The 16,496-nt window shown below is 31.8% G+C and carries 9 protein-coding genes and 3 pseudogenes; all 12 read right to left on the reverse strand.

Going from position 1 to position 16,496, the window contains the following annotated elements:
- Positions 1-9: 9 nt before the first annotated feature.
- On the reverse strand, positions 10-1,179 hold the full coding sequence (locus AGR56_RS01735; RefSeq protein ID WP_053240896.1) for an ABC transporter substrate-binding protein: 1,170 nt from the start codon (positions 1,177-1,179) through the stop codon (positions 10-12).
- A 498-nt stretch (positions 1,180-1,677) separates the two neighbouring features.
- Positions 1,678-3,100: pseudogene (gene pyk / locus AGR56_RS01740) on the reverse strand (pyruvate kinase).
- 60 nt (positions 3,101-3,160) lie between these two features.
- The gene (gene pfkA, locus AGR56_RS01745; RefSeq protein WP_053240897.1) at positions 3,161-4,120 is read right to left on the reverse strand and encodes a 6-phosphofructokinase; all 960 of its coding nucleotides are present in this window, start codon (positions 4,118-4,120) and stop codon (positions 3,161-3,163) included.
- A gap of 214 nt (positions 4,121-4,334) precedes the next feature.
- Positions 4,335-7,828, reverse strand: a pseudogene (locus tag AGR56_RS01750) (DNA polymerase III subunit alpha).
- A gap of 32 nt (positions 7,829-7,860) precedes the next feature.
- The gene (locus AGR56_RS23180; protein ID WP_347460367.1) at positions 7,861-8,409 is read right to left on the reverse strand and encodes a CBS domain-containing protein; all 549 of its coding nucleotides are present in this window, start codon (positions 8,407-8,409) and stop codon (positions 7,861-7,863) included.
- Positions 8,381-9,187, reverse strand: a complete 807-nt coding sequence (locus AGR56_RS23185; protein ID WP_347460369.1) for a DRTGG domain-containing protein — start codon at positions 9,185-9,187, stop codon at positions 8,381-8,383. Before AGR56_RS23185 ends, AGR56_RS23180 begins: the two co-directional genes overlap by 29 nt.
- A gap of 5 nt (positions 9,188-9,192) precedes the next feature.
- A complete protein-coding gene (whiA, locus tag AGR56_RS01760) occupies positions 9,193-10,146 on the reverse strand; it encodes a DNA-binding protein WhiA (RefSeq protein ID WP_053240898.1) in 954 nt (317 codons plus the stop codon).
- Between the two features lie 5 nt (positions 10,147-10,151).
- Positions 10,152-11,498, reverse strand: a complete 1,347-nt coding sequence (locus tag AGR56_RS01765; RefSeq protein WP_053240899.1) for a YvcK family protein — start codon at positions 11,496-11,498, stop codon at positions 10,152-10,154.
- Positions 11,495-12,379 carry an RNase adapter RapZ gene (rapZ, locus tag AGR56_RS01770; protein WP_053240900.1) on the reverse strand — a complete coding sequence of 295 codons (885 nt, stop codon included), beginning with the start codon at positions 12,377-12,379 and terminating at the stop codon, positions 11,495-11,497. Before rapZ ends, AGR56_RS01765 begins: the two co-directional genes overlap by 4 nt.
- Positions 12,380-12,502: 123 nt before the next feature.
- Positions 12,503-13,421 (reverse strand): annotated as a pseudogene (murB, locus tag AGR56_RS01775) (UDP-N-acetylmuramate dehydrogenase).
- A 63-nt stretch (positions 13,422-13,484) separates the two neighbouring features.
- Positions 13,485-14,210: a phosphatase gene (locus tag AGR56_RS01780; protein WP_053240901.1), complete on the reverse strand. Its 726-nt coding sequence runs from the start codon at positions 14,208-14,210 to the stop codon at positions 13,485-13,487.
- A 414-nt stretch (positions 14,211-14,624) separates the two neighbouring features.
- Complete coding sequence (gene uvrC, locus AGR56_RS01785) at positions 14,625-16,493, reverse strand: excinuclease ABC subunit UvrC (RefSeq protein WP_053240902.1); 1,869 nt, start codon at positions 16,491-16,493, stop codon at positions 14,625-14,627.
- Between the last annotated feature and the right edge of the window lie 3 nt (positions 16,494-16,496).

Raw genomic sequence — 16,496 nt, forward strand, 5'->3', positions numbered from 1 at the left:
CACCTCATTTTATTTTCCATTTGCTTTTATAGTATCAAGATAAGTAAATTTTCCGTTTTTCACCACTTTTAATACTGCGTCTTTAACAGCATTATTATTTTCATCGATTGTAATTACTCCTGCTGCTCCAGGAAAATTTTTAGTTTTAGCAATTGCATCTCTTATTTTTACTGGATCTACTGAATTTGATCTTTTTATAGCATCAAGTATTACCAAATAAGCATCATATGCTAAAGCCGTAACTGCTGCTGGTTCCTTCTTATATTGTGCTCTATAGGCTGCAAGAAATTTCTTTGATTCTTCAGTTATAGGCTTTTCAGTTGCAAAGAAGGTTGAAAAAACTGTTCCTTCTACTGCATCCTTACCTATATCTATAAACTCAGGTGTTTCCCAAGTATCTCCTCCTATAATAGGAACTTTTATTCCAAGCTGTCTAGCTTGCTTTATTATTAAAGCTCCTTCTGTAAAGTTACCCGGTGCAAATATAGCGTCAGGATGCTTACCTTTTATAGTCGTAAGCTGTGCTGTAAAGTCTTGATCACCTGTATTATAATTTTCCTTAGCTATAATGGCATTTTCATTTTTAGTGAGCTTTTTAAATGCATCAGAAAAGAATTTACAGATTCCCACTGAATAATCGCTTGATACTTCCTGAAGTAAAGCTACTTTTTTAACCTTTAATTCATTTGCTGCATATTTAGCCATAACAGTTCCTTGAAAAGGATCAATGAAACAAACTCTAAAGTAATAATCATTACCTGCAGTAACCAATGGGCTTGTACACGAAGCTCCCACAGTCGGTATCTGCGCTTGTTTAATAACATCACCAGCGGCCATTGAATTTCCGCTTCCCCAACTTCCTATAATGGCATTTACATTTTCTTGTTCTACAAGATTTGAAGCCGCACTTGCTGCCTCTACCTTGTCTGATTTATTATCAGCAAAAACCAATTCAACCTTTTTTCCGTTAACTGTTGGATAAAGTTTATTTGCTAATTTTACCCCTTCAACCTCAAGCTCTCCACCTGCTGCGTTAGCACCGGTCATTGGTTCAAATACACCAATTTTTATTACATCGCTGCTAAATTTCTTTTTTCTATTCGCTTTAGCACTGCATCCAGTTAAAACTAAGGATGTCAACATAATTAAAGCCAAAACGAATGAAAGTTTTCTTCTCATTAAAATAGCCTCCTGTTTTTCGCCTTTTTTAGTATTTATTCAACATATTTATTCTATATTAAATACACCCGTATGTCAACGAAATACAAAATGTAACTTATTGGCATATAAAAAAAAGCACCCTAAGGTGCAAGTAGAATAAATACCGCTTTAGCTGCCATATTTAAATTAAATTTTTAATATTTAGAAAAAGCAGATTTGTTATAAAAAATTTTAATATAAACGCGGTATACTGAAAAAGAATCAGTTGCCATTTAATTCTTTTTATCATTATATTTTATCATCTTATCATTTTAACCACAATAGCAAAATAATATACTTATATAAAAAAATTTTTTTATACAGGAAATCTTTAGAACTCAAATATTAAAGTTTTACAAGTAATTTTTAAAGATTAAGAGTAAAGCGATGGATGATTTTTCTCCGCTAACGCTGCAAAAAAAGAACTACTCAACCTTGGTCAAGCAGTTCCTTTTCTTTTATTTATTTGTACAAGTACTATTTAACAACGTGAACTTTCATCATGTTAGTAGTTCCTGTTACGTCTACAGGTATTCCTGCAGCAACAACTACTAAATCACCTTTTTTAATATATCCAGCTTGTAAAGCCTTATCTACAGAAGAAGCTATTAATTCATCTGTTGATTTAACTGATTCGGATACTATTGTAACAACTCCCCAGTTTAAAGCAAGCTTTCTTGCAACACTTTCATTTGGTGTTACAGCTATAACTGGAACATTAGGTCTGTATTTTGAAACCATTCTTGCAGTATTTCCTGTTTGAGTGGCAGTTATTATTGCTGTTGCTCCTAATTCTCTTGCTGTAGCACAAGCTGACATAGCTATTGAATTTGCAACACTTGGAGTTGCGTCTTCTTTTCTCTTAGCTAAGATTTTTTCATAATCTAATTGAGATTCTGCTTCTTGTGCTATTTTTGCCATTGTTTGAACAGCTTCTACTGGGTATGATCCATTAGCACTTTCTCCACTTAACATTATAGCATCTGTACCATCAAATATTGCATTAGCTATATCTGATGCTTCTGCTCTTGTTGGTCTTGGGTTTCTTATCATAGAATCAAGCATTTGAGTTGCAGTTATAACAAATTTTCCTGCTTTATTACATTTTTCTATTATCATTTTTTGAGTTAAAGGAACTTTTTCTATAGGAATTTCAACTCCCATATCTCCTCTAGCAACCATGATAGCATCAGAATACTCTATGATATCATCTATATTGTCAACACCCTCTTGGCTTTCAACCTTTGAGATTATTTTTATATCTTTTCCACCATGTGCTACAAGAACATCTCTTATAGCTTTTACATCTTCAGCTTTTCTTACAAATGATGCAGCTACAGCATCAATTCCAACTTCACATCCGAAGATTAAATCATCTTTATCTTTTTCAGTCATTGCAGGAAGCTTTATTGATACGTTAGGTACATTAACTCCTTTGTGGCTTCCAACCAATCCTGTATTTGCAACTTCACAAACAATATTTGTTCCTTCTATTGTTTTAACTGTAAGTCCAACAAGACCATCATCTATTAATATAGTGTTGCCTGGTTTTACATCTTTGTATAAGTTCTTGTAACTGATAGAACATTTTGTTGCATCTCCAACTACTTCTTCACCACAGTGAACAGTAAATGTTGATCCTTTAGCTAATTCTAACTTTGAAGGTTCAAAATTTCCAGTTCTTATTTCTGGTCCCTTTGTATCTAGCACTATTGCTATTTGCTTGTTATACTTTTCTCTTAATTTTTTTACAAGGTTTATTCTTCCTCTGTGTTCTTCGTGATCTCCATGTGAAAAGTTGTGTCTTGAAGCGTTCATTCCAGCTTCAATAAATTTTGATAAAATTTCCTCATTTTCACTTTGCAGGTCCTAGTGTAAAAATCATCTTTGTTCTTTGCATTATATTACTCTCCTCATTTCTTATAAAGTGTGATTTAAAAACTAAATATATATATATAAATTATTTTGAAAGCATATTAGCTATGTTATAAAGTTCCTCATTAAATTTTCTTGGCATATCCAAAGCTTCATCAATATCATCATCAACTATTTTGTTATCTCTTATTCCAACTACTCTAGATGTTTTTCCTTCAATCAATACTTCTACAGCTTTTACTCCCATTCTTGATGCAAGTATTCTGTCAAAAGCTGATGGACTTCCACCTCTTTGAATGTGTCCTAAAATTGTAGCTCTTGTTTCTATCCCTGTAACACTTTCAACCTTTTTGGCAAGTTCTGCTGCACCGCCAACACCTTCTGCTAGGATTATTAAATTATGCATCTTACCATTTAACTTTCCTTCAAGTATTGTTTTGCATAGGTTATCAAAATCATAACCTTTTTCTGGTATAATAACACTTTCAGCTCCACCTGCAATGCCAGAGTACAATGCTATATCACCACAATCTCTTCCCATAACCTCAACTATACTTACTCTTTCATGAGATGTAGAAGTATCTCTAAGTTTATTAATAGCATCTAACACAGTATTAAGTGTAGTATCAAAACCTATTGTATAATCAGTATAGGATAAATCATTATCGATAGTACCCGGAAGTCCAACTGTTGCTATTCCCAATTTTGATAGCTTTTGCGCTCCCATAAAGGAACCATTGCCTCCTATTACAACAAGACCATCAACGCCAAATACCCTTAGGACATCTGCCGCTTTCTTTCTTCCTTCTTCTTTTAAAAATTCAGCACATCTTGCAGTTCTAAGTATTGTTCCACCTCTTTGAATTATGTCAGAAACACTGTGCCTCTGCATTTCAAAAAGTTCACCATTTATAAGGCCGCTGTATCCTCTTTGAATTCCCATAACTTTAAGACCTTTATCTAGTGCAGTTCTAACTACTGCTCTAATTGCAGCGTTCATTCCTGGTGCATCTCCACCACTTGTAAGTACTGCTATAGTCTTCATATTCATATACCTCCTACGACCGCAGGGACTTAACTTGTCCCACATATTTTACAAATTGACAATTGTAAATTACAATATTAATTTTAATCTAAAATAAATAAATATTCAATGCTTTGTGTAAAATAAAGCCTACATTTAAAAATATTAATACATTTTTCTAAAACTTTTATTATTATTTTATTTAATGTAACAAATGAATTAACATCCAGCTATATTATAACACTTTTATATTGGATTCGCCAAACTTATCTTTTAAAAAATTCATTGAATCAATATTTTTTTTCAAGCCACATAGATTTGTCAATCAAAAACTTTTTTTCTTTCTTTTTTAGTACATAGATAAATAGGAATATTTCCTTTATAAACAACACCTATTTCCCTTATTTTACTTAGTGCATTCCTAACTTCTTCTTCATCTTCAACTAAAATATAAAGTTTTTCATTACTGATTTTTATGAGAGGTTTAATTTCTTCACATAATATTTTAGCTGTTCATCCTCTCTTTTGTTTATCCTACCCTTTATTATTACCAGCTCATCTTCTTTTATGTAGGAAATATTTTTCTCAAATACTTTAGGAAATATTACAATTTCTATGCCAGCATACATATCTTCTACTTTTATAAACGCCATCATAGTGTTATTTTTAGTTACTTTTTTAGTAACCTCAGTAACTATACCTCCTATAATAACCCTTGATCCGTCCACTATTCCATTATCCTGAGGTAGACTTCCGTCCTCTTCTAGAGATTCATTTCCAATTATATCTAATATTTTTGTATTTGTAACATTTTCCAAAGTTTCCTTATAATCTTCAAGAGGATGACCTGAGAGGTATATTCCTGTCATTTCTTTTTCCATTGCAAGAATATATTTTTTATCAAATTCCTTTATGTCTGGATACTTTATTTCAATATCATCATAGGTATTTTTACCAAAATCTGTGAATAAATTCATCTGTCCCTGTATGTTTTTTTTCTGCTGGTTTGATACTCCATCCATAACTTTTTCAAAAACCGAAATAAGTTGAGACCTATATACGCCAAAGCTATCAAAACCTCCAGCCTTAATTATGCTTTCTACTGCTTTTTTATTTACATATGACATATCAATTTTATTGCAAAAATCAGTGAATGATGAGAACCTCCCGCTTTTATTTCTTGCTTTTACTATGCTTTCTACTACATTCATACCCACATTTTTAATAGATGCCATTCCAAATCTTATAGTTTCACCTTTAACTGTAAACTTTGAATAGCTTTCGTTTATATCTGGATGTAAAATTTGTATTCCAAGTTTATCTGCAAATCTAGTGTAAAATGCTACCTTCTCATTATTTCCCATAACGCTATTAAGCATTGCAGCAATGTACTCTGTAGGGTAGTAGCAAATTAAATATGCAGTATCATATGCAACTACAGCATAGGCAGCAGCATGTGATTTATTAAATGCATAACTTGCGAAATCCATCATTGAATCATATATCTTATTTCCAATTTCTGCTGATATACCATTTCTTACACAGCCAGGGACCTCAACTTCTCCCTCTTCATTTGTAATTCCATATATAAAATTATGCCTTTCTTCTTCCATAACATGATGCTTCTTTTTGGACATGGCACGTCTTACAAGGTCACTTCTGCCCATAGAATATCCTGCAAGATCTCTTACTATTTGCATTACCTGTTCTTGATAAACCATACATCCGTAAGTAACCTTTAAAATTGGCTCAAGTTCTGGTGTAAGATACTGTATTTCCTCAGAATTATTTTTATTCTTAATATACCTAGGTATTTCACTCATAGGCCCAGGTCTATAAAGACTTATACCCGCAATTATATCTTCAAGACTGTCAGGTTTTAACTCTTTCATAAAACTTGTCATTCCTGGAGATTCAAGTTGAAATACACCAACTGTTTTTCCATCGCCTATCATTTTATAAACTTTTTCATCTTCAAAATTTATTTTATCTATATCTATGTCTATACCTTGATTTTCTTTGATCATATCTATAGTATCTTTTATAACTGTAAGAGTTCTAAGACCTAAAAAGTCCATCTTTAAAAGTCCAAGTTCCTCAAGTACTCCCATGGTAAACTGTGCTACAATTGAATCTTCATTTTTAAGAAGCGGTACATAATTCACAAGAGGTTGAGAGGATATTACAACACCTGCAGCATGAGTCGAAGTATGTCTTGGGAGTCCTTCTAGTGTTCTTGCAACATCGATTAAATCTTTTATTCTATCATCTGAATCGTATATTTCTTTAAGTTCAGGGTTAAGTTCAAGCGCTTTATCTATAGTTATATTAAGTACTGATGGAATCATTTTAGCTATTTTATCAACCTCTGCATAAGAATAATTCATAGCCCTTCCAACATCTCTTATACAAAGTCTTGCAGCCATAGTTCCAAAGGTTACAATTTGTGAAACACAGTCTTTGCCGTATTTCTCTACTACATAGTCTATAACCTTCTGTCTTTTTTCATAGCAAAAATCACTATCAATATCTGGCATCGATATTCTATCTGGATTTAAGAATCTTTCAAAAATTAAATTATATTTAATAGGATCAATTTTTGTTATTCCAAGAGTATACGCAACTAGTGACCCTGCACCAGATCCCCTTCCAGGTCCTGTAGGTATTTCATTTTCTCTTGCAAATCTTATAAAATCCCAAACTATAAGAAAATAATCAACATAACCCATCTGCCTTATTATTCCAAGCTCATAGTCAAGTCTTTTTTTCAGCTCATCGGTTATGTTGGCATACCTTTCATGAAGCCCATTCTTACACAAATTTTCTAGGTATAAATAGTGATCTGTACCTTCTGGAAGTGGAAAATTAGGAAGTTTTGATTCATGGAATTTATACTCAAAATTACATTCGTCAGCTATCTTTGAAGTATTCAAAAGTGCTTCTTTTACATATGAAAATTGATTATACATTTCTTCCTGAGATTTTAAATAAAACTGCTCTGGAACATATTTCATTCTATTTTCATCATCTACATTTTTTCCTGTTTGTATGCACAAAAGTATATCATGAGCTCTTGAATCTTCTTTATTTATGTAATGAACATCATTAGTTGCAATAAGAGGAATATCAAGTTCCTTTGAAAGCTGTATAACCAGCTCATTTACTTTTAACTGTTCACTTATCCCATGATCTTGAAGTTCAAGATAAAAACCATCTTTAAATATATCCTTATAAAAAAAGTGCAGTTTCTTTAGCTCTTTCAAGCCTTCCCTTAAGCAAATCGGACTGTATTTCTCCAGCCAGACAAGCACTTGAAGCTATAATTCCTTCACTATGCTGTTTTAAATACTCATGGTCAACTCTTGGCTTATAATAAAAACCATCTATAGATGCTTTTGAAACAATTTTCATGAGATTTTTATAACCAGTTTCATTTTTAACAAGCAGTACAAGATGATGTGTTTCATTTTCAGGATCGTTTTGCTTTATGTACATTGATTTAGTTGCCACATAAATTTCGCAGCCTATTATTGGTTTTATTCCCGCTTCTTTAGCTGCCTTATAAAATTCAACACAGCCATACATAGCTCCATGATCTGTTATTGCAATACTTTTCATTCCAAGTTCTTTTGCCCTTTGAACTAATTTTTCTATCTTTCCAGAGCCATCTAATAGGCTGTATTCTGTATGTACATGCAAATGAACGAAATCTTTAAAAATATCCTCCATGTAATTTCCTCCTTTCTATATTGTTGAATCTATTATTGTATCTTCAAGATTTTAGCCGAAAGTATGGACTTTGCTATATCTTCGTTCTTTTCATTAACCATTCCAACCTCAACCTTAGCAAAAAATCTTCCAAGATCTATTATTTTAGTATGTATATTAATATTAGTATCCATTTGAATTGGTTTTACAAAATAAGTTGATATGCTGTCAATAGATACATTCATATTATTTTTACTCCTTAATGTCATCACAGCTGCTGTTGAAAGAAGCATTCCAAGTGAATTCCATGATGCCGATCCAAGTGGTTCTAACATTTCAGATACTATTTTACCATAAAAATGCATTCCATCCTCTGCATAAGAATATTGAAAGTTTTTAAGTATCATATCTTCTATTGTTTCACCTGCTTGAGGCTGCCTAAGAGCATACTGAATTGCTTCAACAATTTCTTTTCTTCCTATTGTACCAATGAGTTTTTTATTGCTATCAACCACTAAACACATACTTATATTCTCCCAGCCCATAATGTGTGCTGCATATGCAACAGTGGTTTTACAATCTACAATAAAAAGGTTCCTCATTTATATACTTTCCAACGATATAATCACTTTTTACATCTTCATTTTCTATTTTTTCACTTAGCCGTTTAAAATTAATAACTCCAATTACTTTTTTATTCTTATTTACAACAGGTAATTTATGTATCCCACTCATCTTTTCATACTTTTTAAGCTTTTTAGCTGAATCATCATATTTTAAATACTGTGGATCATCATTCATTATATCTTCAACCAAAATTATATCCTTTTTAATTAAGTTTTCAGATATCGCTTTATTTATTATACTTGCAATGGTAAAAGTATCATAATTTGAAGATATAACTGGAAGTTGTTTTTCATCTGCCAAGCTTTTAATCTCGTCACTGCATCCAAAGCCACCAGTTATGAGTACTGCAGAATTATTAAGAAGTGATACCTTTTGTGCATCTTCTCTATTTCCAACAATAGTCAAGCTTCCTGGACTTATATACTTATCCATAGCTTCTGCCGTCATGGCACCTATAACAAACTTGTTAAGCGTTTTATCTATTCCTGTTCTGCCTCCAAGTATGCTTCCATCTATTATACTAACAATTTCTCCATAAGTAAGCACTTCTATATTCTTTTTTTGAACCTTATCTATTTTTATAGTTCCAACTCTAGGTATTGTGGTTACCAGTCCAAGGTTATCACATTCTTTAATTGCTCTATAAGCGGTTCCTTCGCTTACTTCTAACTTATTGGCTATGCTTCTTACGGAAATTTTAGTGCCAGCTTTAAGTGTCATGATGTATCTTATTATTTCCTCATGCTTCGACATTAAATTTATTTTCCCTCCTTTCTAATTTCTTCTGCAATTTTTTCTATACGCCTCAATCTATGATTGACACCTGACTTTCCAACAGGTGGATCCAGCATTTTCCCAAGTTCTTTTAAAGATTCATCAGGATAATTAAGTCTTAAATCTGCAATCTCACGTAAATTTTCTGGAAGTCTTGCAAGGCCTATTTCTCTTTGTATAAGTTTAATACTTTCTACTTGCCTTACAGAAGCATTAACTGTCTTGCTTAGATTTGCAGTTTCACAATTTACCAATCTATTTACGTTATTTCTCATTTCTTTCATAATTCTTATATTTTCGAGTTCAAGAAGGTTTGTGTGTGCTCCAATAATATTTAAAAGATCAACTATATGCTCTCCTTCTTTTATATATACTACATAACTACTTTTTCTTTTTATTACTTTTGAATTTAAGTTATAAGTGTTAATTAGACCACTTAAATCCTTTGCATATTCTTCATCATGGGTTACAAATTCAAGATGATACATTTTCTCAGGATTACTTACACTGCCGCCGCCCAAAAATGCACCTCTTATATACATCCTTTTATTTACTTCATCAGAAACAAGCTCAGGTGGTATATTGTAATTAATTTCAAGCACATCATCTTCATTTTTGAGTATTCCCACAGTTTTTAGTAAATTTCTTACTCCCATTTCTTCTGTTATACACACTACATATATATTGTTTTTCTTTAAAGAATTGCTTTTCTTCACCATTATATCTGTGTGTATAGAAAAGAATTCCTTTAAAAGTTTAAATATAAGCCTTGCTATAGCTGGATTTTCAGTTACTATCCTAAAACTTATTTTTCGATTTCCCTCAAGTGACAAGGTTCCACTTGATTTCATAATAGCCGACAAAAGAGCTATAGTTCCGCTTTTATCATATTCATTATATCTACATACTTCTCCTTTTACTTTCGATGAAAACGACATTTTACTTACTCCCTATTTTTAGTAGCTTTATTTTCTTTTAATCTCTGTGATAAGTAGAAATATTCAATTATCTTCTTTTTATCATAGAATAATTTTTTATCCATAATAGTTTCAATTAAAATTGATGCCAATTTATCAGAATCATGTCTTACAAGGCCATCTTTTATCTTTATGAAATCCCCTTTAATAACTCCAACTCCAATTTTATTAAGTTCTTTTTCATCTATTTCAACAAGTTCAGATGTCTTTTCAAAATATTTTCCCTTTAATTTTTCATCAATACTGCCTATATTCACAACAGTATAATCCACGACTTTTCCACCAACATGTTTAAATATTGCCTTTATATGGTCAGATACACTAAAGCCATCAGTTTCTCCAGGCTGTGTCATTATGTTGGAAACATATAATTTGAGAGCCTTTGTTTTTTGAAGTTCAACAGCTATATCTTTTACTAAAAGGTTTGCAATTACACTGGTATACAAGCTTCCAGGTCCTAAAATTATAGCATCTGCATCTTTTATAGCTTCTACAGTTTCTTTAAGCGCTTTTGCGTTCTTAGGATCTATAAAAACTTTTTCTATTGGGCTTTCATATAAATTTGCAGCTTCTGGTATATTTGACTCTCCTTCTACTACAACCCCATTTTTTAATTTTGCTTTTAAAACAACATTATCAAGTGTAACTGGAATTACTTTACCTGTTACTGCAAGTACAGAGCTCATCTTACGAACAGCTTCTTCAAAATTAGCTGAAATCCCATCCATTGCTGCTAAAAAAAGATTTCCAAAACTTTGATTTTTAAGTCTTCCATCTTTAAATCTGTACTGAAGTAATTCCTGCATAAGTGGTTCTGTATCGGATAAAGCAAGTATACAGTTTCTTATATCACCTGGCGGAAGTATTCCAAGGTCTTCTCTCAAAGCACCTGAACCGCCTCCATCATCTGCAACAGTAACAACGGCGGTTATATTAGATGTATAATCTTTAAGTCCTCTAAGCATGGTGGAAAGCCCTGTTCCGCCGCCTATTGCAACAATCTTAGGGCCTTTAACAAGAAGTCTTTTTTCATATATTAAGTTACTCAACCTTCTAGAATCTAAAGATACATTCAAGTATCCTTTATTTATAAGTGATATTACAGATCGCATTCCTTGAGTAATTGAGATATAAACTATAAAACCACCAGTTATAATTAGAAAAATATAAAATGCCCTATAATAATTACTATAGAATATTCCGTTTCTTATAAGTTCTGCAAGAGCAAAAGCCATAAAAAACACTCCAATAAGTCCAAGCATAATCCATCGCTTGAGTTTAATACCAGGCTTTATCCAATCCATAAATTTCATAGCTTTTTACCACCTTTATTAATATCCTCTTCAATATCTCTATGATCAATATTGACAATTTGCCCATCATTTTTTAGTCTCTTATAAATTTCATTAGCTATTGTTACTGAACGATGCCTTCCTCCAGTGCACCCTATTGAAACTATAAGCTGCCTTTTGCCTTCTTTAATGTAGTTTGGTATTAAAAATTTAAGCATATCATGAAGCTTATCAATAAAAGCTTGAGTTTGAGGAAATGACATTACATATTCACTTACCGGCTTTTCATTTCCTGAATAATGTTTAAGGTCTGGTATATAAAATGGATTAGGTAAAAATCTAACATCAAAAACAAGATCTGAATCAACTGGAATTCCATATTTAAATCCAAAGGATACTACTGTAACTATAAGTTTAGTTTCAATTTGACCTTCCCTCTGATAAATTACTGTTATTTTTTCTTTAAGTTCTCTTGCTACAAGCTTTGAAGTGTCAATTATATTATTTGCCATATTTCGAATTTCTTCCAACTTTTTTCTTTCAAGCTCTATTCCATTAATAATTCTTCCTTCTGGTGCAAGAGGATGCTTTCTTCTGGATTCTTTATATCTCTTTATAAGTACTTCATCTGAAGCATCGAGAAATAATATTTCATAACTGTATCCATTATTTTTAAGGTAATCTAATCCTTCAAAAATATTATCAAAAAACTTACCACCTCTAATATCTATTACAAGTGCAACTCTATCTATCACTCCTTGCGTTTGAAAACATGCTTCTGCAAACTTTGGTATAAGTGTTGACGGCAAATTATCAACGCAAAAATATCCCAAATCTTCAAGACTCCTTATTGCCTGAGTCTTTCCTGCCCCAGATAACCCAGTAACAATGACAAATCTCATTTTTACCGCCTCCTCATTTAGTACTTGTTTATACTGAAATCAACTTAATTATAACACAAAATGCTGAAGTTACTTATACAAAATGACTGTACAACTTCAGCAAATAATTAATATAGCTATTTCCTATTTATCTTCTCCCCAGATTCTAACTTCCGGCTCAAGTTCTACATTAAATTTATTCTTAACTGTTTTTTGAACAAAATGTATTAAATCTAAAATATCCTTAGCCGTTGCATCTTCTTTGTTAATAATAAATCCAGAGTGTTTATCAGATACTTGCGCTCCACCTATTTGGGTTCCCTTTAGTCCACTATCTTGAATAAGTTTTGCTGCAAAAATGCCCCTCTGGTCTTTTAAATGTACTTCCTGCTGAAGGATATTCAAGCGGCTGTTTTTCTCTTCGTCGTCTCATAAGATCGCTGATTCTTCCAGCAATTTTATCATATTCTCCCTTTTGAAGTTTAAAACTTGCTTCCAGAACAATATAGTTTTGTTTTAATATTATACTAGTCCTGTATCCAAGCTCAAGCTTTTCACTACTTAATCTCAATATTTGTCCATCATTATCCATAACTAGAACACTGTCTATCACATCCGATATCTCACCATTATATGCACCAGCATTCATAGCCACAGCGCCTCCAACTGTACCTGGAATCCCACATGCAAATTCAAGACCTGTTAAACTTTCATCACGAGATTTTATACTTACATCTCCAAGTGAAGCTCCTCCTTGTGCTGTAAGTTCTTCACCATTAATAGTTATTTTATTAAGTTTAGATAAATTTATAACGACTCCCCTAAGCCCGCCATCTTTTACGAGAATATTAGATCCATTACCTACTATATAGTAATTTATATTATTAATTTTACATAAATCTATTATCTTACTTACATCTTCATATTTTTTAGGTGTTATAAGCACATCAGCATTACCACCAACCTTAAAAGATGTGTACTTCTTCATAGGCACATCAATTTTAATATCATCCTCATCCATAAATTTATTAAGTTCTGCCACAAAATACTGAATATAATTCATAGTACATCTCCTCAAAATATTAATATAAAGTTAGTATAATTTAAAACAGGCTTATAATCAAGTTTAAATATTAATCAGCTTGCCTTTTGCCTTTAAATAATCGAAAATTTTGTTTTCATCATTATTTACTATAAGTTCTTCAGGCATATTTACTCTTCTTACAATTTCTTGTGCTTTTTCAAATTTACCTATTTTAAAAGATATGTGCGCATCAGTGCTTAATATGACCTTTACCTTATTTTTCTTACAAAGCTCAGCTATCTCAATGCAGCTTTTCATGCTTCCTTCTCTAGAACCAGTTAATGAGCCATTATTCAATTCTATAATGGTATTAGTCGCTTTTGCCTTTTTTACTACAGTTTCTTTATCGATTGGAAAAGTGGGATTCCCCAAATGTCCAAGTATATCTATTCTTTTATTATTCATAACATTTATAACCGCTTTTGTGTTTTCTTCAATAGTTCCTGGATCAATACATGGATCATGGAGGCTTGCAATTATATAATCCAAATTTTCTTGTACCTCTTCTGGTAAATCTATATTGCCTTCTCTATCAATTATATTAGCTTCACAGCCCCTTAGTATTTTTACACCATAAAGCTCTCTAGGAATATTTCTCATGTTTCCAAAATAATATATATGTGGTCCACCAGGCATTTTAGGTCCATGTTCACTAGTACCCAACACTTTTATTCCATTTAACGATGCCTGTTTTATATTTTCAAGTAATGTTGTATAAGCATGCCCACTCACTATACTATGCGTATGCAAATCTACTACGTACTTCAAATCAATTTCCTCCCAACTAATACAATTCACAATGAGTGAAGGGTTTTAACTCGCCCTGCTCTTTAAAAAACTAATTTTTTCACTTGTTTGAAAAGTGAAGGGTTTGACATAGCTTTGCTTGTCAAAGGTGAAGGGTTTTGCCACAGCAAAAAGTTAAGGAATATTTTTCTCCGCTTCACTACGAAAAATAAATAATTTAAATAAGTTAAAGATTTTCTGTAGTGAAACGTAAGAAAATCATCCTTAGCTTTTTATCGAAGATAAAAAAGTTCACCTTTTTACGTGCATAGCACCGTAAACCCCTTCACCTTTCGCATAGCGAAAACCTTAGTCTTTTAGCGAACGAAGTAAGTTAAAACCCTTCACTTCTTAAATTAGTTCCCAATATTTTTAGTGCGACATCCCCATTCTTCGTCATTGTGAACTGCTTTTAAAGTATTGAACAATGCTTTCTGCTGCTTTTTTGTTTATAGATGGTATTTTTATAAGTTCATCATAAGATGCTTTTTTTATATTTTCTATGTTGCCAAAATTTTTAAGCAGTTCTTTTCTTCTGGTAGCTCCTATATCTGGTATATCATCTAACACTGAATGAAGCACCCTTTTATCTCTTAGGCTTCTATGATAGGTTATAGCAAACCTATGTACTTCATCTTGAACTCTAGTGACAAAATGCATTATATCAGAATTTCCCTTTAAATTTAATTCCTCATTATTATATATTATTCCTCTAGTATTATGCCTGTCATCCTTAACCATTCCACATACAGGAATATTTATACTAAATTCTTTAAGTACCTCAAGGGCTATATTTATTTGCCCCTTACCTCCATCCATTAAAATAAGATCCGGAAACACACAAAATTTTCCTGCACTTAAAGATATTTTACTCTCCGCAATTGCTTTAACCTCTTCTAAACCATGTTTGAATCTTCTAGTTAAAATTTCTCTCATACTCTCGTAATCATTAGCGCCCTTTACAGAATTTATTTTAAATCTTCTATAATCACTATTTTTAGGTTTCCCATCTTCAAAAACAATCATTGATCCAACAGAATCAACACCTTGAATATTAGAAATATCATATGCTTCTATTCTATGTGGTATATCATCTAGTTTAAGAAATTCAGCGAATTTTTCAATAACTTGTGTATTATTCTTCTTATCACTCAATAGTTTTAATTTAAACTGTTCAAGCATAATCTTAGAATTTCTAAAAACCATATCAAGCAAATCTTTCTTCTCACCCTTTTGTGGAATCTTAATGTTTACTTTAGAACCTCTTTTCATTGAAAGCCAATCCTGCAAAAGTTCTGCATCGTAAATACAAGGAACATATATATCCTTTGGTATATAAGCTGTTCCCCCATAAAATTCCTTTATAAATTCGGATATTATTTCCTCACTGCTCTGCCCTTCTGTATTATCAAAAGTAAAATGCTCTCTTCCTATAATTTTTCCTGTTCTAACAAAGAATATCTGAACACAGCTATCTTTTCCATCGCTAAAAACATTTATGAAATCCTCATCTTGAAAATTACTTCCAATTATTTTTTGCTTTTCAAGTATTTTTTCACATGCACTTATTTTATCTCTATAGGCTGCTGCTTTTTCAAATTCAAGTTCTTCCGCTGCTTTATCCATTTTTCTTTTCATATCATTTATAATTTCAACATTTCTGCCTGAAAGAAGTGATAATACATTTTTTATTATAACGGAATATTCCTCTTTGGTTACAAATCCTGCGCATGGTGCATTACATCTTTTTATATAATAATTAAGGCAAGGTCTAACTTTCTTCTGTCCTTCCTTAATTGTCATTTTGCAATTTCTAATAGGAAAAATTTTTTTAATCAAGTCCAGCGTTTCATATACCGCTGAAACTTCAGGGTACGGTCCAAAATATTTTGTTCCATCCTTAACTTTCATTCTAGTCATTATTATTCTCGGAAAATCCTCATTTATAGTGACCTTAATAAAAGGATAGTGTTTGTCATCTTTTAAGAGTATGTTATACCTAGGTCTATACTTTTTTATTAAGTTACATTCTAAAATAAGTGCTTCCATTTCGGAATCTGTAACTATATATTCAAACTCAGCTATGTTTTTAACCATTGCCTTAACTTTTTCAGAATGGTTTTTTGAACTTTGAAAGTATTGTCTAACTCTATTCTTTAATATTTTTGCCTTTCCTACATATATTATTTCACCCAAAGAGTTCTTCATAAGATATACTCCTGGTCTATCTGGAAGAATCTTTAACTGATACTTAAAATCAAACACTTT

It is taken from the genome of Clostridium sp. DMHC 10, from assembly GCF_001270375.1.
Lineage (GTDB): Bacteria > Bacillota > Clostridia > Clostridiales > Clostridiaceae > Clostridium_S > Clostridium_S guangxiense.

Coding starts and splice junctions, on each gene's coding strand:
- AGR56_RS01735 (WP_053240896.1), bottom strand. CDS start 1,179: ATGAGAAGAAAACTTTCATTCGTTTTGGCTTTAATTATGTTGACATCC.
- pfkA (WP_053240897.1), bottom strand. CDS start 4,120: ATGAAGACTATAGCAGTACTTACAAGTGGTGGAGATGCACCAGGAATG.
- AGR56_RS23180 (WP_347460367.1), bottom strand. CDS start 8,409: ATGAGGAACCTTTTTATTGTAGATTGTAAAACCACTGTTGCATATGCA.
- AGR56_RS23185 (WP_347460369.1), bottom strand. CDS start 9,187: ATGTCGAAGCATGAGGAAATAATAAGATACATCATGACACTTAAAGCT.
- whiA (WP_053240898.1), bottom strand. CDS start 10,146: ATGTCGTTTTCATCGAAAGTAAAAGGAGAAGTATGTAGATATAATGAA.
- AGR56_RS01765 (WP_053240899.1), bottom strand. CDS start 11,498: ATGAAATTTATGGATTGGATAAAGCCTGGTATTAAACTCAAGCGATGG.
- rapZ (WP_053240900.1), bottom strand. CDS start 12,379: ATGAGATTTGTCATTGTTACTGGGTTATCTGGGGCAGGAAAGACTCAG.